This window comes from Stenotrophomonas sp. STEN087, assembly GCF_056759115.1.
Map to the genome: position 1 here is coordinate 63,086 of NZ_JBRRCR010000009.1, position 20,025 is coordinate 83,110.

General features: G+C 66.6%; 16 protein-coding genes. 4 read left to right on the forward strand and 12 right to left on the reverse strand.

Annotated elements, in window-relative coordinates; genetic code table 11:
• Position 1: 1 nt before the first annotated feature.
• From ACVOK1_RS04240 to ACVOK1_RS04280, 9 genes are all read right to left on the reverse strand, one after another.
• A complete protein-coding gene (locus ACVOK1_RS04240; RefSeq protein WP_481561221.1) occupies positions 2 to 3,169 on the reverse strand; it encodes a discoidin domain-containing protein in 3,168 nt (1,055 codons plus the stop codon).
• Positions 3,166 to 4,002, reverse strand: coding sequence for a carbohydrate ABC transporter permease (locus tag ACVOK1_RS04245; protein WP_079222477.1), 837 nt, complete (start codon positions 4,000 to 4,002; stop codon positions 3,166 to 3,168). The genes ACVOK1_RS04240 and ACVOK1_RS04245 overlap by 4 nt, the downstream gene beginning before the upstream one ends.
• Positions 3,999 to 4,880, reverse strand: a complete 882-nt coding sequence (locus tag ACVOK1_RS04250) for a carbohydrate ABC transporter permease (RefSeq protein ID WP_108769339.1) — start codon at positions 4,878 to 4,880, stop codon at positions 3,999 to 4,001. Before ACVOK1_RS04250 ends, ACVOK1_RS04245 begins: the two co-directional genes overlap by 4 nt.
• Positions 4,877 to 6,172 (reverse strand): sugar ABC transporter substrate-binding protein, encoded by a 1,296-nt coding sequence (locus tag ACVOK1_RS04255; RefSeq protein ID WP_481561229.1) that lies wholly within the window; start codon positions 6,170 to 6,172, stop codon positions 4,877 to 4,879. The genes ACVOK1_RS04250 and ACVOK1_RS04255 overlap by 4 nt, the downstream gene beginning before the upstream one ends.
• Before the next feature lie 49 nt (positions 6,173 to 6,221).
• A complete protein-coding gene (locus ACVOK1_RS04260) occupies positions 6,222 to 7,826 on the reverse strand; it encodes a glucoamylase family protein (RefSeq protein ID WP_481561222.1) in 1,605 nt (534 codons plus the stop codon).
• A 248-nt stretch (positions 7,827 to 8,074) separates the two neighbouring features.
• A complete protein-coding gene (locus ACVOK1_RS04265) occupies positions 8,075 to 11,134 on the reverse strand; it encodes a TonB-dependent receptor (RefSeq protein WP_481561223.1) in 3,060 nt (1,019 codons plus the stop codon).
• Between the two features lie 74 nt (positions 11,135 to 11,208).
• A complete protein-coding gene (locus ACVOK1_RS04270) occupies positions 11,209 to 12,246 on the reverse strand; it encodes a LacI family DNA-binding transcriptional regulator (protein WP_079222482.1) in 1,038 nt (345 codons plus the stop codon).
• A 148-nt stretch (positions 12,247 to 12,394) separates the two neighbouring features.
• Positions 12,395 to 12,670, reverse strand: a complete 276-nt coding sequence (locus tag ACVOK1_RS04275; RefSeq protein ID WP_164075146.1) for a BolA family protein — start codon at positions 12,668 to 12,670, stop codon at positions 12,395 to 12,397.
• A complete protein-coding gene (locus ACVOK1_RS04280) occupies positions 12,667 to 12,966 on the reverse strand; it encodes a YciI family protein (protein ID WP_108770714.1) in 300 nt (99 codons plus the stop codon). Before ACVOK1_RS04280 ends, ACVOK1_RS04275 begins: the two co-directional genes overlap by 4 nt.
• 372 nt (positions 12,967 to 13,338) lie before the next feature.
• Between ACVOK1_RS04280 and ACVOK1_RS04285 the strand changes: the two genes are divergently transcribed.
• The 4 genes from ACVOK1_RS04285 (at position 13,339) to ACVOK1_RS04300 (ending at position 17,287) form a co-directional block, all read left to right on the forward strand.
• Entirely contained in the window at positions 13,339 to 14,244 is a 906-nt protein-coding gene (locus ACVOK1_RS04285; RefSeq protein ID WP_108769344.1) for a segregation and condensation protein A, read from the forward strand.
• A 13-nt stretch (positions 14,245 to 14,257) separates the two neighbouring features.
• Positions 14,258 to 15,139, forward strand: coding sequence for an SMC-Scp complex subunit ScpB (gene scpB, locus ACVOK1_RS04290; protein ID WP_481561224.1), 882 nt, complete (start codon positions 14,258 to 14,260; stop codon positions 15,137 to 15,139).
• The gene (locus ACVOK1_RS04295; protein WP_481561225.1) at positions 15,132 to 16,808 is read left to right on the forward strand and encodes a pseudouridine synthase; all 1,677 of its coding nucleotides are present in this window, start codon (positions 15,132 to 15,134) and stop codon (positions 16,806 to 16,808) included. Before scpB ends, ACVOK1_RS04295 begins: the two co-directional genes overlap by 8 nt.
• A gap of 236 nt (positions 16,809 to 17,044) precedes the next feature.
• On the forward strand, positions 17,045 to 17,287 hold the full coding sequence (locus ACVOK1_RS04300) for a protein L (RefSeq protein WP_481561226.1): 243 nt from the start codon (positions 17,045 to 17,047) through the stop codon (positions 17,285 to 17,287).
• Positions 17,288 to 17,361: 74 nt separating this feature from the next.
• On the opposite strand, the gene ACVOK1_RS04305 is transcribed toward ACVOK1_RS04300, so the two are convergent.
• The 3 genes from ACVOK1_RS04305 to ACVOK1_RS04315 form a co-directional block, all read right to left on the reverse strand.
• On the reverse strand, positions 17,362 to 17,796 hold the full coding sequence (locus ACVOK1_RS04305; protein WP_108770715.1) for a hypothetical protein: 435 nt from the start codon (positions 17,794 to 17,796) through the stop codon (positions 17,362 to 17,364).
• Between the two features lie 118 nt (positions 17,797 to 17,914).
• Positions 17,915 to 18,721, reverse strand: coding sequence for an amidohydrolase (locus ACVOK1_RS04310; protein ID WP_108769347.1), 807 nt, complete (start codon positions 18,719 to 18,721; stop codon positions 17,915 to 17,917).
• Between the two features lie 13 nt (positions 18,722 to 18,734).
• Positions 18,735 to 19,883 carry a pyridoxal phosphate-dependent aminotransferase gene (locus ACVOK1_RS04315; protein WP_481561227.1) on the reverse strand — a complete coding sequence of 383 codons (1,149 nt, stop codon included), beginning with the start codon at positions 19,881 to 19,883 and terminating at the stop codon, positions 18,735 to 18,737.
• Between the last annotated feature and the right edge of the window lie 142 nt (positions 19,884 to 20,025).

Genomic DNA, 20,025 nt, shown 5'->3' on the forward strand with positions numbered 1-20,025 from the left:
CTTACTGCCCCTTACGTTCTGCGCGGCGCACCGCGCTTGGCACGTCGATCTCGATCCGCGCCGGCAGCTGATGCACGCGCAGTTCGCGGTTGCTCCATTCGGCCGGCTCGCCATCGACGGTGGCCGCACCCGGTTCGCCGCTGTACGGCCACGGCAGCACGACGCCACCTGGCGGCGGCACCAGGCCCGGCTGCAGGTCCAGCACCAGCTGCTTGTCACTGCGCTGCAGGCGGTAGTTCAGCTGGCCCTGCGGCGTGCGCAGGCCCTGTACCGCGATGCCATCCCCCTGGAACCAGGCGGTGGGAATGCCGGCGGCCAGCACCAGCGCCTCATCGGCGTCGCGGTTGTAGGCGAACATGTCCAGCGCCGAGCGGACGAAGTCGGACGCCACCCAGGCATGCGGCAGGTCACCGACGAAGAACGGCTTGCGCGGCGTGCGCGAGACCACTTCGGCCCACTGGTTCCAGGCCTGCGGCGCGCGGTCCTTGAAGAAGAACTGGGTGGCCTGCCAGGCACGGTCGCGCCAGCCCAGGCGCACGAAGGCCGCCACGTTGCGCCACTCGTAAGGCGTGTAATCCTTCCATTCGCGCTTGCCATCGCGGCGCGCGACGAACTCGGTCCAGTAACGCTCGAAGGTCGCCTCAAGCGCTTCCTGCGGCAACCGGCCCTGCTCGCCACCCGGCGCCAGTGCGATGGTGGTGGAGGTGGCATCGAAATCACCCAGCTCGGCCGAGCCGGGCAGGTAGTCGATCCTGTGCTGCTGCATGGCCGCCAGCAGTGAGGCCTGCAGGTCGTCGCGGAACTGGTCGCGCGACTCGCTGATCTGCATGGCTTCGAGCTTGCCCAGCTGGGCGGCCACCTGCGCGGCATCCTTGTAGCCGCGCAGCGCCCAGAAGTTGTCCCAGTACGAGTGCATCGGCTTGGCCGAATAGCCTTCGTGGCTGATCGACGCCGGCATCATCCCGTAGAAGGCGGGATTGCGCGCGCGGTTCTCTTCGGTGCGCTCGCTCGCGCGCAGCTGCTCCATGTAGCTGTAGGCGCCCTGCACATGCGGCCACATCAGCTCCAGGAAGGTGCCGTCGCCGGTGTACCGCCAGTACTCGGCGATGTTGTAGATCAGCTCGCCGTGGCTGTCGTTCTCCGGCACCGGGTCGCTGCCACGCGAGTCGACGCAGCACGGCACCTTGCCGTTCTCGAACTGGAACGGCGCATACCAGGTCACGTAATCGCGCACGGCATCGCTGCGGCCCATGCGCAGCAGGCCCTCGGAAATCATCGCGCCATCGCGGATCCAGCTTCGCGCATACGAACGGGTGCCCGGCTGCAGGCGCGGGCCGACGCGCGAGATCAGCATGTGCGCCACCGCGGTCCGCAGGGTCTCCACCAGCGGCTGGCCCGCTGCCGGCACCTGCAGGCTGACCACGCCCAGCTTGTCGCGCCACATCGCCGCGACCTGCTGCTGCGCCTTGGCCACGTCCAGCGCCTGCGGCTTCCAGCCGCCGGTCTGCGGCAGCACCACGGCCACCTCGCGGCTCTGCCCGGGTTCGAGCTTGATCGCGTACAGCAGGGCGCCGGACGCCAGGCCCGTGGAATCCTTCACCGCCGTGGTCGCCGGGAACTTGCCCGAGGCCAGGTGCATCGCATCGAGCTTGCCATCGAACGTGGTGGCGAAGCGTGCGTCCGGGGCCTGCAGCGGGTAGATGCGCGGCTCGCCGTTCACCCGTACCAGCTGGTCGCCGACGTCCAGCGCTTCGATGCGGCTGTAGCCGCCGGTGGTGTTGAGGAACTGGGTCGGCGGGTTGACCTGCCAGGGGCGGATCGCCAGCGCCAGCGTGTATTCGTGGGCGACCTTGTCCGGGTTGCTCAGGCGGTAGCGGCCGATCAGCTGGGCGCGATCGGGCGTGCCCTGCACGAAGCTGGTCACCGACAGGCCGGCCTTCTCATGCACCCAGTCGACCGTGGCGATGGGCAGGTAACGGTCCTGCAGCGACTGCGTGGCGGCCACGCTGGACCAGTCCAGCAGCTTGCCGTCCAGGCGGATGAACGGTTCGATGCTGAAGCTGCCCTTGGCCGGCTCCAGCGCGCCATCCTCACTGATGAGGGCCTGCTCCTGGCCGCCATCGAGACCGAGCAGGGTCCAGTACGGCTGCTCGCCGACGTAGGCACGCGGCAGCGCACCGCGCGGCAGGTCGGCGGCGACCGAGGACAGGAAGGCATTGGGCGTGGCTGCGAACGCCAGCGGCTTCAGCGCGATATCGCGGATGCCGTAGCGCCAGTTCGGTCCGTCTTCCAGGTCGAAGCGCACGTAACGCGCATCGGTATCGGGCAGCGCCAGCCAGTCACGACCGCCACCGCCACCGGTGACCTCGCGCACGGTGCGCCAGTCACGGCCGTCCTCGGAGGTGCGCACGACGTAACGGGTCGCCTCCAGGTTGGGCAGCCAGTCGATGACCGCGCCGCCGATCTCGCGGCTCTTGTGCAGGTCCAGGCTGATGGTCTGCTGCTTGACCCCGCCGCTGACCCAGAACGTATCGCTCTTGCCGTCGATCATGCGGTCCTGCAGCGCGGTGGCCGTATCGGCGATCACCGACGGCATCAGCGCCGAGTCGTCCTGCGGCGGCAGGCCCTGCAGGGTCAGCTTGTCGAAGCACACCGTGCCGCGGCCACCGACCTTGCTGTAGATGGTGAACTCGACCGCGGCGCTGCGCGCCATCTCCTTTTCGGCCGACGGGCCCCAGGCCTTGTCGATCTGCCGGCGGCGGTATTCCACCGGCGTCCAGGCCTTGTTGAAGCTGTAGCCGGGGCGGTTGACCCACCAGACGTTGTCGCCGCTGGCATCGATCAGCTTGAACTGCAGGTCGTTGCGCGGGGAATCACCGCGCAGCTGGAACCCGAACCGGTAATTGGCCGGGTACTCGATGTTCAGCGCACGGCGGATGCCCACATAGCCGGAGACTTTGTGGAAGTCGTAATCCAGGCACAGCGCGCGGCCGCCGCCGGCGCCGCTGACCGGCCGCAGCGAACCGCTGACCTGGTCGGACAGCACCAGCTTCCACGCGCTGATGTCGTCGAAGTCATCCAGCACCTTGGGCGCCGGCAGCGCCGGTGGTGCGGCGATCGCCAGGGAGGTCCACAACAGGCCCAATCCAACGGCGATCGCTCGCTTCATCCCTTGACGCTCCCCAGCAACAGACCTTGGATGTAGTACCGCTGCAGGACCAGGAACAGGGCCAGCACCGGAACCACGGTGACCACCGCGCCGGCCATCATCATTTCCACGTCCATGATGTGCTCGCGCGAGAGGGTGGCCAGCGCCACCGGCAAAGTGTAGTGCTCCTGGTCGGTCAAGACGATCAACGGCCACATGAAATCGTTCCACGCGCCCATGAAAGTAAAGATCGCCAGGGTCACCAGCACCGGCTTGAGCATCGGCAGCACGATCTGGAAGAAGATGCGCAGCTCCCCTGCCCCGTCGATGCGGGCCGCTTCCAGCAGCTCGTCCGGGATGGAACGGGCGTACTGGCGCACCAGGAAGATGCCGAACACGCTGGCCAGCGCCGGCACGATCACGCCGCCGAAGCTGTTGACCAGGCCCAGCTGCTTCATCAGCAGGAACAGCGGCAGCATCGCCACCTGCGCCGGGATCACCAGCGCGGCCATCAGCACCTGGAACAGGCGTTCACGGCCGACGAAGTTCAGCTTGGCGAAGGCATAGCCGGCCATGGTGTTGAGCAGCAGCGAACCGAAGGTGATCGCCACCGACACCAGCAGGCTGTTGGCGAAGTTGCCGCCCATGCCGGTGCGCGCGAACAACTCGGTGTAGTTGTGGGTGGTGACGTGCGAGGGCAGCAGCGGAGGCGGAAAATGGGTCGCCTCACCCTGCGGCATGAACGACACCGAGAGCATCCACAACAGCGGAGCCAGGCTGACCAGGGCCAGCACCAGCAACGCGCCGTTGATCATCCACGGGTGCCAGCGCGACTGGCCGATCTCACGACTCATACCAACTGCCTCTTGCGGCCGAAACGCAGCATCACGGTGGTCACCGCCAGGATGATCAGGAACAGCAGGAACGCCACGGCAGAGGCGCGTCCCAGGTTCCACCACTTGAAGCCTTCCTCGAACATGAAATACAGCACGCTGACGGTGCTCTGCAGTGGGTCGCCGCGGGTCATGACGTACGGTTCGGCGAACAGCTGGAAGTAGCCGGACACGGTTATGACGCCGACCACCAGCAGCACCGGGCCGAGCATCGGCAGGGTGATGTGCAGGAACTGCTTCCAGCGCGAGGCGCCGTCGATGCGCGCGGCCTCGTACAGGTCATGCGGGATGGCCTGCAGGCCGGCCAGGAAGATCACCATGTTGTAGCCGAAGTTCTTCCACACGGCGAACAGCATGATGGTCGGCATCGCCCAGTTGGGGTCGCCCAGCCAGTCGATCGGGCTGATGCCGATGTGGCCCAGGCCGTAGTTCACCAGGCCGTAGCTGGTATGGAACAGGTAGCGCCAGATCACCGCCACCGCCACCAAGGTGGTCACCACCGGGGCGAACAGCGCGGTGCGGAACAGCGCCTTGAAGCGGGCGGCCGGCGCATTGAGCAGCATTGCCGCGCCCAGCGACACGCTGATCGACAGCGGGACGCCGATCACCACGAAATACGTGGTGTTCCACAGCGACTTCCAGAACATCGGCGTCTGCAGCAGGTCGATGTAGTTGCCCAGCCCGACGAAGCGCAGGTTGGCACCGTCAGCCAGCGCGTACAGGTCGAAGTCGGTCACGCTCAGGGCGAGCGCCGAGGCGACCGGCAGGCCGAAGAACACGCCCAGCACGAGCAGCGAGGGGCCGGCGAAGATCCAGCCGGCGAGGGACGAACGTTTCATTGCGGGCTCCCGGCCGCGACTGCACTGGTCGAGCCCGAAGGGGCCTCGCTGCGCTGCAGGCGTTGTTGTTCATGCATCCAGCGGCGCTTGGCCAGCACCTTGTCCACGCGCTGGTCCAGCTCTTCCACGGCCTTGTCCTGCGGCATGCCGCCACGCACCACCTTTTCGGTGACGATGCGCATTTCCTGCACGATGCGCTCCCATTCGAGCACCTTCGGCGTCGGTTTGACGCGCTCCAGCTGGTCACGGAACGCGGCGGCCAGCGGATCGTTGGCCAGCGACGGGGCGTTCCAGGTGCTGCGGCGCGGCGGCAGGTCACCGATGATGGAATGGAAACGGGCCTGGATTTCCGGGCGCGACAGGAACTCGATCAGCTTCCAGGACGCTTCCTTCTGCTGCGACTTGCGGAAGATCACCAGGCTGGTGCCGCCGGCGATGCCGGCGCCCGGACCGTCCGGGCCCGGCAGGGCGGCGGTGCCCCACTGCCCTTCCAGTTCCTTGGGCTGCAGCTTCTTGAACTCGCGGATGTTCCAGGGGCCGGAGATGTAGAACACATTGAAGCCGCGGAAGAATTCATCCCAGACGTTGGAGATCTGCGTCTCGGACATCTTCGGCGCCCAGCCCTGCTCGAACATGTTGGCGTAGAAGGCCAGGGTGCGACGGAAGCCGGGGCTGGAGAAGTTGCCGCGGGTGTCGTCGTCGCGCAGCAGCGGATCGGGCTGCTGCAGGGCCAGTGACAGCTGCTGCTCGAACTCGTTGATCGGCATCAGCACCGCGTAGCGGTTTGGCCCCTGCATCTTCTTGATCGCGGCCATCTGCTCGTCCCATTCCGCCCAGGTGCGCGGCGGATGGTCGAAGCCGGCCTGCGCCAGCAGGTCCTTGCGGTAGTAGATCAGGCGGGTATCGACGTACCACGGCACGCCCACCAGCTCGCCATGGATCACGTTGGTATCCCAGATGCCCTGGAAATAATCCTGCGGGTCGACCACCGACGACTGCTGCACGAACGGCTGCAGCGGGGTCAGAGCGTTGAGTTCGGCGAACTCGGGCACCCAGGTGTTGCCGAGCTGGCAGACATCGGGCAGGCCGTCGGCGGCGAACGCGGTCAGCAGCTTCTCGTGCGCGGCCGTCCAGGGAATGTTCTGCACATCCACCTTGATGCCGGGGTTCTCGGCCTCGAACTCGTGGATGAGTTCGCTGACCACTTCGGCCTCGCGGCCCATGGCCCAGAAGCGGACCGTGGTGGTGCCCTGCTCGGTGCGCGCGCAGCCGGCCATGGCCAGTGCGGCCATCGCAGGCAGGGCCCAGCGTCGCAGGCGGTCAATCCAGTCTTGCACCTTGTTACTTCCCCTGGCCCGTGTTGCGGTTGGCATTGTTCTTCTGTTCCTGCGCGGCAGCCGCGCGTGATTCTGCGATACCGACCGCGCGTGCGGCCGCGGCCTTCTCATCCTTCTCCAGCACCAGCGGCTTGAACGACCCTTCCGGGGCCAGCCAGCCACCGCTGAAACCGGCCCGTTCCAGGCCCTTGCGGATGTACGGATTCTTCTTCATCACTTCCCAGACGAAGTCGTTGCGGTAGTTGGCGATCATCGTCAGGATCGGGCCCTGGTCGATGGCGATGTAATCGCTGGCCACCCAGCCGCGGTCCGGCACCATGCGGCCGGTCTTGATCGGGATGTCGTAGTTGAAGCTCGGGTTGAACGAATCCAGGAAGCCGTAGCTGGAATAGATGTAGTCGCCGTAGCGCTTGTGCATCTCCAGCGTGGCCGGGATCACTTCCTCGGGCGCGAACACGATCGAGGAGATCGCCGCGGTCGGGGCGATGGTGCCGTCATCGAAGTTCTCGCGCAGGCCGGCGCCGCGCGAGGAGTAGTGGCGGAACTGGCGCTGCTCGCCGCGGTACTCCTGGGTGGTGTTCTGCGGGCCATCGCTGGCGGTCAGGCCCCACACGTTCTCGCCGTAATCCTTCCACTGCATCGGGTTGGCGATGGCGTATTCGCGGTGGGCCAGCGCGGCCGAGCGGCTGTTGAGGAAGTAGGTGCTGCCACGCTCGCGCATGTAGGCATCCTGGATGTCGCGGAAGTCGATCCAGACATGGCTGTACTGGTGGCCGAACAGCGGGCCGAAGGACAGGTATTCCTGGCCCTGGTAGACGCCCCAGTCGTTGTCATAGGTGCGCGTCCACACCGTCCACGCATCCGGGCTGACCGGGTGGCTGGGCGAACCCAGGGCGAGGATGTAGACCATCATCGCCTCGTTGTAGCCCATCCAGTCGTGGTCGATGAAGCCGCTCTCGGGGAACCAGCCCATCGAGATCAGCGGCGCACGCTGCTGCAGCCACGGCCAGTCGACCTGCTTGTACAGCTGGTCGGCGATCTGCCGGATCTCCTTCTCGCGCGGGTCCTCGCCGTCGTAGTACGACTGGGCGAACAGCACGCCCATCATCAGCAGCGCGGTATCCACCGAGGAAAGCTCGACCCAGCTGTCGTAGCGGCGGCCTTCCTGCATGTCCAGGAAGTGGTAATAGAAGCCCTTGTAGCCAGCCTTGCCGGTGCGCTGCGGGCCCATCGGCACGTCGCGGAAGAACTTCAGCGTGGTCAGGGTGCGGTCGATTGCCTGGTTGCGGCTGACCCAGCCGTTCTCGATCCCGATCGGGTATGCGGTCAGGGCGAAGCCGACCGAGGCGATGCTGGCGAACGGACGCGACGGGTAGCGGTCCGGCGTCAGGCCGTTGAGTTCATTGGTGGTGTCCCAGAAGAACTGGAACGTGCGGCGCTCGATGTCATCGAACAGCGGCGGCAGTTCCGGCTTCATCGGCCGCGGCGGTGCGTCGGCCTCCAGCAGGATCACCGGCGGCTTGGGCTTGGCAGGCTCCTGCTGGGCCGGTTTGCAGGCGGCGATGGCCAGGGTCATCGCAGCGGCGGTCAACAGGTGGCGTGCCTGCATGGCGCGGTTCCTCCGGAGAGCTGATCGATGGGAAAGCATAACGTCCAATGGCCTGAAATCGTTTACAAACCGAACTCTTAAAAAACCACGAAACGTGGCCGGAGAACTGCTGCCATTGTCCAGTCCCCTGCCCCGTCATCGCAACGGTGCAGGGGGCTGGACAATGGACCGGCCCGGGGGCCGGCCATTGCCAGGTCCCGATGCCAGCGGCGGACCACTGGCATCGGGGTGTTGCGGTACATCACTGCTTAGAAGCGGAAGCCGACTTCGGCCTTGACCTGGCGCGGAGTACCGATGATGTCGCCGGTCTCGTTGTAGCTGGCCTGCAGCTTGCCGTTGGTCTTGACGTAGTTGTAGGTGGAGAAGTTGTCGAAGTTGAACACGTTGATGATGTCGATACGCGCGTACATCTCGGTGTCGCCCGGCATCTTGAACGTCTTCGTCGCCTGCAGGTCGACCGAACGGTAGCCGAAGATCTTGCCACCCAGCAGGAACTTGCCGTTGGCGTTCGGCACGGCGGCCTGCGGGGTCGGCAGGGTGTAGCCGCTGGCCTGCGGGATGCCGTACCAGTCGTTGACGGCGGTCGGGGTGGCCAGGGTGATCTTGCCACCGAAGGTGATGCCCCAGAAGCCAGCGTACGAACCGGTCACCACCAGGCGGTGGCGCGGTGCACCGTTGGAACGGATGGTCGGGTAATCCTCGATCAGGCCGCGGTCGAAGGCGTACTTTTCATTGATGTCGCGGTTGTGGCGCGCGGTCGTCCAGGTGTAGGCGATCGAGGTGCCCCAGCCGCTTTCCTTGGTGAACGGCTTCTGCGCCGACAGCAGGACCTGGGTCGCACGGGTCTTGATGCCCTGCTGGCCGATGATCAGGCTGCCGAAGCCCGGCACGTTGCAGCTCCAGGCCTGGCTCAGGCCCGGGTCGGTGCCACCGCACAGGCGCGGGTCATCGAAGAACTGGCCGGTCGGGTAACGGTTGCCCAGGGTGAAGGCGAAGCCGTCGTAGCTCAGCGTGCGGGCGATGGTGGCGTCGGTCAGCCAGTCACCGATCTGGTTGCTCATGCCCAGGCTGAACTGATCCGAGTACGGCGCCTTCAGCTTGTTGTTGAGCAGGTCGACTTCCAGGCCGGCATTGCTGGTCGAACCGACCAGGGCCTGCAGGTTGCCGATGCCGTTGAGCAGGTTCGGGTTCCAGTCATAGCAGGCAGCCTGGCCGTTGATGCAGGTGCCGGTAGCCGGGTTGCGGAAGTAGATGGTCGGCTGCGGCAGGGCCAGCTTGGTGGTTTCCAGCTGCAGGTTGTCGAACAGGTCGCGGTCGTACGAACGGCCGGCACCACCGTGGATCACGTGCTGCTCGTCGGCGTTGATGTCATACGAGAAGCCCAGGCGCGGCTGCCAGGCATCCTTGAACGCCTTGCGGTTGTGGCCGTTGCTGATGTAGTTGCTGATGTCCAGGCCGCCCAGCGCCAGCGAATCGGCGTAGGTCTGGCCGGCGGGGGCACGCGGGTCCTGCGAGTAGATCGCATCGACCACGGCTTGCGGAGTCACGAAGTCCAGGTACGCCGGGGTCTTTTCATAATCCCAGCGCAGGCCGAGGTTGACCTGCAGGTGGTCGTTGACCTGCCAGTCGTCCTGGATGAACACGCCGTACTGCTTGGACTTCGAACGCACTTCACCGGACACGCCGTCCACGCCGGTCACCGGCTTGACGAACTGCGCCTTGTAGGGGATGGAGTCCGGGAAGTCCGGATCGCCCAGGCTGTAGGTGAAGGTCGGGTTGATCTGCGCCGCATCGGAGGCGTACAGGTCGATGGCCTTGTACTTCACGCCCATCTTGATGGTGTGGTCGCCAGCCCACTGGATGCCGTCCAGGGTCAGGTTGTCTTCGATCGACCAGCCCTTCTGGCCCTTCACCTGCGAATCCAGTGCCGAGGCGCCACCGATCTTCACCACGGTGCGGTCTTCAGTGCCGTCCGGTGCGGTGTAGGTGATGCCGTTGGCCAGGGTCAGCGGGGTCGGGTTGTTGAACGAATCTTCGTGGGTGACCATCATTTCGTTGTAGAAACGCTCGCCGCTGTGGTTCCAGCGCAGGGCGTAACGACGGTCGGTGTTGACCACTTCACGGCCGGCTTCCGGCGAGGTCTGGCCACTGAACTGCGACTGGGTTTCGTCACGGTCCTGGAAGGTCAGCTCGATGCGGTCGTTGTCGGTCGGCTCGAAGTCGACCTTACCGAAGATCAGGTCCTGCTGGAACGGCTGGCTGGCCGGGCCGAGGCCCGCGGCACCGGCGGCCGGCAGCAGGCTGGCAGCGCTGGTGACGGCGCCGTCGGGCGCGATGGTGACCGGCAGGTCGAAGCGCTTGGCTTCGTAGGTCACGAAGAAGTGCGCCTTGTCCTGGATGATCGGGCCGCCCAGGGCGAAGCCGTATTCCTTCTCGGCCGAGACCATCTTGTCCTTGCCGCCCTGGCGCTCGGCCGGGGTCTTGGCGCGCATGTCTTCGTCGGTGTAGCGGTAGAACGCCTCACCCTTGAATTCATTGGTACCGGACTTGGTCGCAGCGGTCACTGCGGCGCTCGACACCTGGCCGTACTCGGCCTTGTAGTTGCCGCTGATGACCTTGTATTCGCCGATCGCCAGCTGCGGGAACGGGTTGCCGGCGCTGCCGGACTGGCCGGCCACGCCGCCGCCCTTGACGTAGCTCTTCTGGCCCACGCCGTCGATGTAGACGTTGGTGCCGTCGGCATTGGTGGCACCGCCGCGCAGCGAAGTGTTGCCCTTGGCATCACGGGTGAAGATCAGGCCCGGCACCGCGTCGGCGAACTCCAGGAAGTTGCGCGACACCTGCGGGGTGGTCTGGATCTGCTGCAGGCTGACGGTCTTGCCGACTTCGGAGGTACGCACTTCCTGCAGCAGGGTCGGTGCGACGACGTTGACGGTGTCCAGGTTGGTCGCGGCGCTACCACCCGACGAACCGCCGGCGGCGGCCTCGCTGAAGTTCAGCGTGGAGGTCGAGGCGACGGTGACGGTGACCTTCTGGGTCTGGCCGTTGGCAGCCACGTCATAGGTGCCCGGATCCAGGCCCATCAGCGAATAGGTGCCATCGGCGCGCACGGTGCCGCGACGGACGGTGCCGGTGGCAACGTTGGTCGCGGTGACTTCCGAACCGGCCTGGGCGCCGGCCACCTGGCCGCGCAGGCTGGCGTTGGCCGACTGCGCCATGACGTTCGGGGCGGCAGCCAGCATCAGGCAGCTGACCAGTGCGGTGCTCAGCAGCCGGCGGGCCGGCATGCGGATCGTGGAATGCATCATCAACTCAATCTCCGGGTGGCGGTATCCGCGGATGCGGTACCTGCGATCAATCAAAAGAAGGAACGCCTCTGGCTTCAATGGCCCGATGGCGGAGTGGTGGAATCGCGAACGATGAGGCGGGGAACAAGCGTCTGCTTGTCACCTGCCCCTTCGGGGGTGTTGCCGTCCATCAACTGCATCAGACGCGTCATCGCCCTATCGCCCAACTCGGCGATACTGACCTGCATGGTGGTCAACGATGGGTGTACAAACCGCGCCAGTGGAATGTCATCGAAACCCGCCAGGGCGACATCGGTGGGCACGTGGATGCCTGCCTGCGCGAAGGCATACAGGCAACCCAGGGCCATCATGTCGTTGGCGGCGAACACGGCATCGGGCAGCGCGCCGGCTGCCAGCATCTCCTGACCGGCGCGATGGCCGGAAGCTTCGTCGAAATCACCGGGCAACTCGATGCCTTCGGCGCCGTTGCCAAAAGCCGCCAGCGCGTCGCGGAAGCCACGCAGGCGCTCGCGCGCGTCGAAGTTGAGGTCCGGGCCAGAAATGAACGCGATGCGGCGGTGGCCGGCATCGAGCAGGTGGCGGGTCATGGCCATCGCACCGGCGTGATCGTCGATGCTCAGGACCGGGTGATCCTGCCCCGGCAGATAGGTGTTGATCAGGACCGTGGGCAGCGACTGCGGCAGGTTGTCGGTGAGGAAGCCGGGGCTCTCGGCATAGGGCGAGAGCACCAGCAGGCCATCGACGCGGCCGCGCATGGCACGCAGGGCGGCGCCCTGCTGTACCTGGTCGCCGTGGTAGCTGGACACCAGCAGGTGCTGGCGACGGTTGCGGGCAACGTTGTCGATGCCGCGCATCAGCTCGGAGAAGAATTCGCCGTACAGGTCAGGCAGCACCACGCCCACCGTATTGGTACGGCGGCTGCTCAGGCTACGTGCGGCGGCGTGCGGGGTGTAACGCAGCCTCGCGGCGACCTCCAGCACAAGCTGGCGGACCGGTTCGGCGACATTCTCATGCCCGTTCAGCGCGCGGGAAACCGTGGCCACGGAGACCCGGGCTTCTCGTGCGACGTCTTTGATTGTTATGGCTGCCTTGTTCACGAAGCCGCCCTCCACGGCTTGGACCTACCAGCTTGGCGCGGAATGTAAGCGTTTCCATCTGCGCTTGTAAACACTCCGTTAGACGAATGTCCCCAGATGGACACAGAAATCTGACGTGGACAGGTCTGTTCCTGGACCTGGCAGGACTTTGCGGGACAGGCCATCAGCCCTGCTCGGACAGGGTGTATGCGCGGATGGACAGCGCATGGATATCGGTCTCCATCAGCCCGCCCAGCGCGGCATACACGGCGCGATGGCGCGCCAACGGGGCCATGCCGGCGAACTGTTCACTGACCACCAGCACGTTGAAATGGCCGCGTCCGTCGCGTGCGCCGGCATGGCCGGCATGGCGATGGCTGTCATCTTCGATCTCCAGCGTGCTCGGCGCCAGCGCCTGCTGCAATGCAACACGTATTAGATCGATGCGCTGCGCGCTCATGGCAGCACCTTGCGGAAGGGCCGGACCTCGACGCGGGTGTAGACGCCCGCGGCCACATACGGGTCGGCATCGGCCCACTCGCGGGCCTGCGCGAGAGACTCGAACGCGGCAATCACCACCGAACCACTGAAGCCAGCCGGACCCGGATCCTCGCTGTCGATCGCCGGGCACGGCCCGGCCAGCAGCAGGCGTCCCTCGTCGCGCAGCGCGTGCAGCCGCGCCAAGTGCTCGGGCCGGGCCTGCAGCCGCTGCGCCAGCACATCCTGGCCGTCGTAACCTTCAATCACATAGAACACGGGCATTCCTCGTTCATGTTGCGGTGCGTCGATTCTAGCCAATGGGCCGCCGATACCGGCCCGGCTGGACACTGGCCAGCCAAAGCCGTACCCTAGACACCATTGCACGTGGCGTGATGCAGCAGCCCGTCGGTTTTTGCGGCCAACGCAGCCCCCGACGACCGTACCGCTGCTTCGAACCGGGCCAACCGGCCGGGCCACGTAGACGACCTCCCCGTAGTTCCGTCGCCGCCGTTTTCCTGCGGCGCGTCCTGCTGTTTGATATGTGTGGAATCGCGCCGATCCCGGCGTGTCTGGTGCCTGCGGCGCCGTGGCGAAGGCCCGGCAGAACCGGCACCGCGACTGGTCCGTTGCAATCCTATTGTCCATTAGATGACTTCCGAACTCGCGCTCGACGCGAACCCGCCAACCCGGCCGCCCGCCCCCCAGCAGCAGGAAATGCCGCTGGCCGTGGTGCATGGGCAACCGGTCCTGCAGATCCCGCAGGACCTGTACATCCCGCCGGATGCGCTGGAAGTCATCCTGGATGCCTTTGAAGGTCCGCTGGACCTGCTGCTGTACCTGATCCGCCGGCAGAACCTGGACGTGCTGGACATTCCCGTGGCCGAAATCACCCGGCAGTACGTGGAATACATCACCGTGATGCGCGAGCTGCGTTTCGAGCTGGCCGCCGAGTACCTGGTGATGGCCGCCATCCTGGCCGAGGTGAAGTCGCGCATGCTGCTGCCGCGCCCGGTCAGTGAAGATGGCGACGAGGCCGACCCGCGCGCCGAGCTGGTGCGCCGGCTGCAGGAGTACGAACGTTTCAAGCAGGCCGCCGAGGATATCGACGCACTGCCCCGCCAGGACCGCGACACCACGGTGGCGCACGCCTTCATGCCCGAGCGGGCGACGGTGAAGCTGCCGCCGCCGGTGGACCTGAAGGAAATGCTGCTGGCCCTGCACGACGTGCTCAAGCGCGCCGAGCTGTTCAGCGGCCACGCGATCAAGCGCGAGGCCCTGAGCGTGCGCCAGCGCATGGGTGAAGTGCTGGGTCGTCTGGAAGACGGCAGGTTCTACCGCTTTGAAGGGCTGTTCACCGCCGAAGAAGGCAAGCTGGGCGTGCTGGTCACGTTCCTGGCGGTGCTGGAACTGGCCAAGGAACAGCTGCTGGACCTGGTCCAGGAAGAGCCGCTGGCGCCGATCTACGTGAAGTCCCTGGCCGCCGGCAACACCAACGCCCCGCTGCAGTTCAGCAGCGAGTTCGACGACAACGACGCCGCCAATGAGAACGAGTGAGCGCTGACTGCCGATGGACCAGACGCTGATCAACCGCATTGTCGAAGGTGCCCTGCTGGCCTCCAGCCAGCCGCTCACCCTGGCCCAGCTGAAAGACCTGTTCCCGGAAGAGGAACCGGCACCGCCGGGCAGCATCGAACGTGCGCTGGAGCGCCTGCGCGAAGGCTGCGAAGGGCGTGGCGTGGAACTGGTCGAGGTCGCCTCCGGCTTCCGCTACCAGGTGACCGGCGAAGTGCACGGCTGGATCAGCCGGCTGTGGACCGAGCGCAAGACCCGTTACACCCGCGCCACCCTGGAAACCCTGGCGCTGATTGCCTACCGGCAGCCGATCACCCGCGGCGAGATCGAGCAGGTGCGCGGCGTGGCGGTCAGCAGCAACATCATCCAGGCGCTGGAAGAGCGCGAATGGATCCGCGTGGTCGGCCACCGCGACGTGCCCGGCAAGCCGGCGCTGTTCGGTACCACCAAGGGTTTCCTGGACTATTTCGGCCTGAAGCGCCTGGACGAACTGCCGCCGTTGTCGGAACTGAAAGACCTGGGCGAGCTGGAACCGCAGCTGGCGCTGGACCGTGATGGTCCCGCCGTTGCCGGTGCCGCCGGCCCGGACATCAGCGCCGACCCCGACGCGGCCGCCAACGATGACGCCGGCCTGCAGGGCGGCGATGGCAACACCGAGAATTCCGTCGACGCGGCAGCTGCTGCGCCGGCCCCCGATGAGCAAGCACCTTCGCCCCTCGATGATGGGCACCCCGATTCCGCGCCGGGCGAGCGCGCGGTGCCAGTGAACGAACGCGAAGACAACGCCGTCGCGACGACGACCGTGGCTGTTGACCAAGCCGATTCCGAACCAGAGGCCGACCTCGAAACCGTCGGCCGGAGCAAAACTGATGAGTGACACCCCCCGTAACAAGCTCTCGCTGAAGCGCGAAGCCACCTCCGAACAGTTCAAGCTGGAAGAGCGCCTGCACAAGGTGCTGGCCCAGGCCGGCCTCGGCTCGCGCCGTGCGCTGGAACAGCGCATCGCCGAAGGCCTGGTCAAGGTCAACGGCGAAGTCGCGCAGACCGGCATGTCGGTCAAGAGCGGCGACAAGATCGAGCTGGATGGCCGTGGCTTCGTCGCCACCGCCCTGGCCGAGCCGTCGCGCGTGCTGGTCTACAACAAGCCGGAAGGCGAAGTGACCACCCGCGAAGATCCCGAAGGCCGCCCGACCGTGTTCGAATCCCTGCCGCCGCTGAAGGGCGCGCGCTGGATCGCCATCGGCCGCCTGGACATCAACACCACCGGCCTGCTGCTGGCCACCACCGACGGTGAACTGGCCAACGCCATGATGCACCCGTCGTTCGAGGTCGAGCGCGAGTACGTGGTGCGCGTGCGCGCCCCGGAAGGCGAAGAGAAGGTCTCCGACGCCATCGTCGACCGCCTCACCCGTGGCGTGGCGCTGGAAGACGGCCCGGCCAAGTTCGACGAGATCGAACGCATCGGCGGCACCGATTCGCACGACTGGTTCCGCGTCGTGGTGAAGGAAGGCCGCAACCGCGAAGTGCGCCGCCTGTGGGAATCGCAGGGCTGCCAGGTCAGCCGCCTGAAGCGCACCCGCTACGGCAAGGTCAGCCTGCCGCGCGAACTGGTGCGTGGCCATTCGGTCGAACTGCCCACCGCCCAGGTCGAAGCCCTGCGCGCGCAGCTGAAGCTGGAAGAAGGCGCGCCGTCGGCACTGACCCTGCAGCCGGTGATCGGCCAGCGTCGCGCCGCCAAGACCACCGTGCGCGTGCGCGAAGGCGGTCGTGGCAATGCCTACGTCAACGGCCACAGCACCGCCGATGAAGGTCGCGAACTGCGTCGCTTCGACAACGTGCGCGAAGACCGCGGCCGTGGTCGCGGCGGCAAGGGTGGCGGCTTCAAGGGCGGCCTGACCGTCAGCGGCGAAGCAGCCGCCAAGCAGTCGCAGAAGCCGTTCAAGCAGCGCGCGCCGAAGAATGACCGTTCGCTGCCGGAAGGCAACCCGGCCGCATTCCGTACCTGGTACGTGCCGGACGGTGTCAGCACCGGCCCGAGCGGCCACCGCAACGCCGGTCCGGGCGCACGTGGCCCGGGTGCCCGTGGTCCGGGCGCAGGCGCGGGCGGCCAGGGCCGTCCGTACGGCAAGCCGAAGGGTCCGGGCGCCGGTGCAGGTGGCGGCCAGGGTCGCGGCGGCTTCGGCGGCGAAGGCCGTGGTGGCGCCGGTGGCGGCCAGGGTCGTCCGGCCGGTGCGGGCAACCGCTCGCAGGGCCAGGGCAACAAGCACCCGTACGGCCACCCGGGCAACGCCCCGAGCTTCCCGTCCGACCACGCCAATCCGGGCTTCAACCCGTACGGCAGCGCGCGTCCGGCCGGCAACGGTCGTCCGGGCGGCAACGCCAATGCACGTCCGGGCGGCAATCGCGGTCCGGGCGGCAACCGTGGCCCGGGTGGTCCCGGTGGCAACCGTGGTCCCGGCGGCCCGGGTGGCAACCGTGGCCCGGGTGGCCCCGGCGGCAACCGCGGTCCGGGCGGCCCGCGTCGCAGCGGCCCGCGCGGCGGCTGATCGCTGATACGTCTGAAATGAAAAACCCCGGCTCCGGCCGGGGTTTTTCGTTGTACGTGGCGACTCGATTCGCCGGTAGATCCACGCCACGCGTGGATGAGTAGATCCACGCCACGCGTGGATGAAAAGCGTGCACTAGGAATTGTTTGAAAACGTGCAATTCGTGCCATGGATCGACGCGAGTGGCGCGACGGATCTCTATCGTGAAGCCTCACCCCCAACATGAGGCAATAACGATGGCGTGGTACACGACCCACTCGATTCTGCAGATCGATACACCCAGCCAAGGATGGAGCAGAGTTTACGGCCCAGCCGAGAAAGTCGAACTTTCGGGCATCTATCGCTGTCTGGGCTGTGGGCTTGAGGTGACCTGCAACAAGGGCGACCCGTTCCCGCCGCAGCCCAAGCACAGCCATTCCGATGCCCAGGGTGATATCCGCTGGAAGCTCAACATCCGCAGCTACACTGACGGCACCTGATAAAAAAGGGGACGGAGGGGATTAAGTCGTTTGTGCCTCAAACGACTTAATCCCCTCCGTCCCCTTTTCTGTGGTCAGCGGCGGCTGATGGTGAAGGCGGTGCCGTCCACGCCCAGGTCCCAGCCCTTGCCGGTGCCGGACAGGGCCAGCGAGACATCGCCCTTGGTCATCACCTGCGCGTTGCTGGATTTCACCGCGCCTGCGTGCGCGCCCACCGAGGCATAAGTGCCCAGCAGTTCGTTGATGCCCACCGCGCCGGTGAAGCTGCCGCGGCCGTTGGTGATCTTCGACTTGCCCACGGTCAGGCCACCGCCCTTGAGCTGGATGCGCACCGGCATGGTCGCGCCGTTGCTGCACTGGAGGGTGCCGTTGCCCGAGGCGGTCTTGTAGATCAGCGACCAGCCGGACAGGTTGTAGCGCAGCTGGCAGTCGAGGTTGCCACCGGCATGCGCGGCCGGGGCCAGGGAGGCTGCGGCCAGCGCCAGCAGCAGGACAAAGGGCTTGTTCATCGGCAGGACTTCCACTTCAGGTCGGACTGGCCGCGAATCTAGCAGCGCGCGCGTGCACGGTGGATGCAGGCGCGCGAGGCGGTGTGGCAAGCGTTCAGCCGCCACACCGGGGCCGGTCTCAGGCCCGTTCGTCCAGGTGGAACGCATCGGCATCGAGCATCGCCGGGAAGCGCGCGCGGTGCGCGGCCAGGGCCTCGGCCGAGATGGTGGTGGTGACCACCTGCTCGCGTTCGCGGATCTCCACCTGCGGCTGGCCGAGGAAGTCGATCACCGCGCTGTCGCCGGCGTAGTGCAGCTGGTTGCCGTCCACGCCGATGCGGTTGACCGCCGCCACGAAGCACAGGTTCTCGATCGCCCGGGCGCGCAGCAGGGTCTTCCACGCGTAGGCACGCGCCGAGGGCCAGTTGGCCACGAAGATCTGCAGGTCGAAATCCATCTGCCCTGCCCGCTCCACGTTGTAGCGGTTGCGGCAGAACACCGGGAAACGCAGGTCGTAGCAGACCTGCGGATTGATCCTCCAGCCCTTCCATTCCACGCTCAGGCGGTCGCGGCCGGCGGCATAGCGCTCGTGCTCGCCGCCGTAACGGAACAGGTGGCGCTTGTCGTAGTACTGCAGCGCGCCGTCCGGGGTGGCGAACAGCAGGCGGTTGTAGACGCCTTCGCCATCGCGCAGCTGCACGCTGCCGATCACCGCCGCGTCCAGCGCCTTCGCCTGTTCGCGCACCCAGGCCACGGTCGGGCCGTCCATGCCTTCGGCCTGGGCGATGGCCTCGTTGGAGAAGCCACTGGTGAACGTCTCCGGCAGGATCACCAGGTCGGTGCTGCCGGCCAGCGGCGCCAGCAGCGCGCCGTAGTACTCACGGTTGCCCGCCGGGTCATGCCAGCGGGTGTCGCCCTGGACGAGGGAAATGCGCAGGTCCTGCATGGTCGTCACGTCCTCAGAGCAGGCGCAGGCGTTCGATCGCCGCGTCCAGGGTCGCTTCGTTCTTGGCGAAGCACAGGCGCACCAGGCGCTGGCCGACCGGCGCGGTCTCGTAGAACGGCGACAGCGGGATGGCGGTGACGCCCTTCTCGATGGTCAGCCACTTCACGAACGCGTGGTCCGGCAGATCGCTGATGGCCGAGTAGTCGACCAGCTGGAAGTAACCACCCGGCACCGGCAGCGGCTTCAGGCGGGTGCCGGCCAGCTGCTCGCGGAAGCGGTCGCGCTTGGCCTGATAGAACGCGCCCAGCTCCAGGTGATGCTCGGGCTCGTCGCGGATCATCGCGGCGAAACCATACTGCGCCGGGCCGACGCTGGTGAAGGTGTTGTACTGGTGCACCTTGCGGAATTCAGCGGTCAGCAGCGGCGGCGCCACCGCGTAGCCGATCTTCCAGCCGGTGCAGTGGTAGGTCTTGCCGAAGCTGGAGATGACGAAGGTGCGCTCGCGCAGTTCCGGGTAGCGCAGCGCCGATTCGTGGCGGCGGCCGTCGTAGATGATGTGTTCGTACACCTCATCGGAAATCAGGTAGATCTGCGTGCCGCGCAGCAGGTCGGCCAGCGCCTGCATGTCGGCCTCGTCCAGCATCGCACCGGACGGGTTGTGCGGGGTGTTGACCATCAGCATGCGGGTGCGCGGGGTGATCGCCGCACGCACGCGGTCCCAGTCCACGGCGAAGGTCTGCGGGTCCAGCGGCACGTGCACGGCGACGGCGCCGGCCAGCTCGATGGCCGGCTCGTAGCAGTCGTAGGCCGGGTCCAGCACGATCACTTCCTCGCCGGCACGCACCACGGCGTGGATGGCGTTGAAGATTGCCTCGGTGGCGCCGCTGGTGACGGTGATCTCGGTGTCCGGGTCGATCGTCGCGCCGTACAGGTCCAGCGACTTCTGCGCGATGGCCTGGCGCAGCGGGGCCACGCCGGTCATCGGCGGGTACTGGTTGAGGCCGGCGGCCATCGCCTTGGTGGTTTCATCGATCAGGCGCTGCGGCGCGGAGAAATCCGGGAAACCCTGGCCCAGGTTGACCGCGCCGTGTTCGGCGGCGAGCTGGGACATCACGGTGAAGATCGTGGTACCGACCTTGGGCAGCTTGGTGGTGGGTTGCATCGGCCTGGGGAATGGGGAGACAGACCCCTGAGTTTACGCAATCCCTGCGTCGGTTGTTGCCGGCGCGCGGCCCCCCCACCCGCCCCGCCCCCCCCGCCCGGGGGCGTTACGCGCCCGACGCCGGCCTCACAGCCGCTAGCAC

Coding starts and splice junctions, on each gene's coding strand:
- ACVOK1_RS04305 (WP_108770715.1), bottom strand. CDS start 17,796: ATGAACAAGCCCTTTGTCCTGCTGCTGGCGCTGGCCGCAGCCTCCCTG.
- ACVOK1_RS04240 (WP_481561221.1), bottom strand. CDS start 3,169: ATGAAGCGAGCGATCGCCGTTGGATTGGGCCTGTTGTGGACCTCCCTG.
- ACVOK1_RS04275 (WP_164075146.1), bottom strand. CDS start 12,670: ATGAGCGCGCAGCGCATCGATCTAATACGTGTTGCATTGCAGCAGGCG.
- ACVOK1_RS04315 (WP_481561227.1), bottom strand. CDS start 19,883: ATGCAACCCACCACCAAGCTGCCCAAGGTCGGTACCACGATCTTCACC.
- ACVOK1_RS04265 (WP_481561223.1), bottom strand. CDS start 11,134: ATGATGCATTCCACGATCCGCATGCCGGCCCGCCGGCTGCTGAGCACC.
- ACVOK1_RS04300 (WP_481561226.1), top strand. CDS start 17,045: ATGGCGTGGTACACGACCCACTCGATTCTGCAGATCGATACACCCAGC.
- ACVOK1_RS04245 (WP_079222477.1), bottom strand. CDS start 4,002: ATGAGTCGTGAGATCGGCCAGTCGCGCTGGCACCCGTGGATGATCAAC.
- ACVOK1_RS04310 (WP_108769347.1), bottom strand. CDS start 18,721: ATGCAGGACCTGCGCATTTCCCTCGTCCAGGGCGACACCCGCTGGCAT.
- ACVOK1_RS04285 (WP_108769344.1), top strand. CDS start 13,339: ATGACTTCCGAACTCGCGCTCGACGCGAACCCGCCAACCCGGCCGCCC.
- ACVOK1_RS04260 (WP_481561222.1), bottom strand. CDS start 7,826: ATGCAGGCACGCCACCTGTTGACCGCCGCTGCGATGACCCTGGCCATC.
- ACVOK1_RS04255 (WP_481561229.1), bottom strand. CDS start 6,172: ATGGCCGCACTGGCCATGGCCGGCTGCGCGCGCACCGAGCAGGGCACC.
- ACVOK1_RS04295 (WP_481561225.1), top strand. CDS start 15,132: ATGAGTGACACCCCCCGTAACAAGCTCTCGCTGAAGCGCGAAGCCACC.
- scpB (WP_481561224.1), top strand. CDS start 14,258: ATGGACCAGACGCTGATCAACCGCATTGTCGAAGGTGCCCTGCTGGCC.
- ACVOK1_RS04250 (WP_108769339.1), bottom strand. CDS start 4,880: ATGAAACGTTCGTCCCTCGCCGGCTGGATCTTCGCCGGCCCCTCGCTG.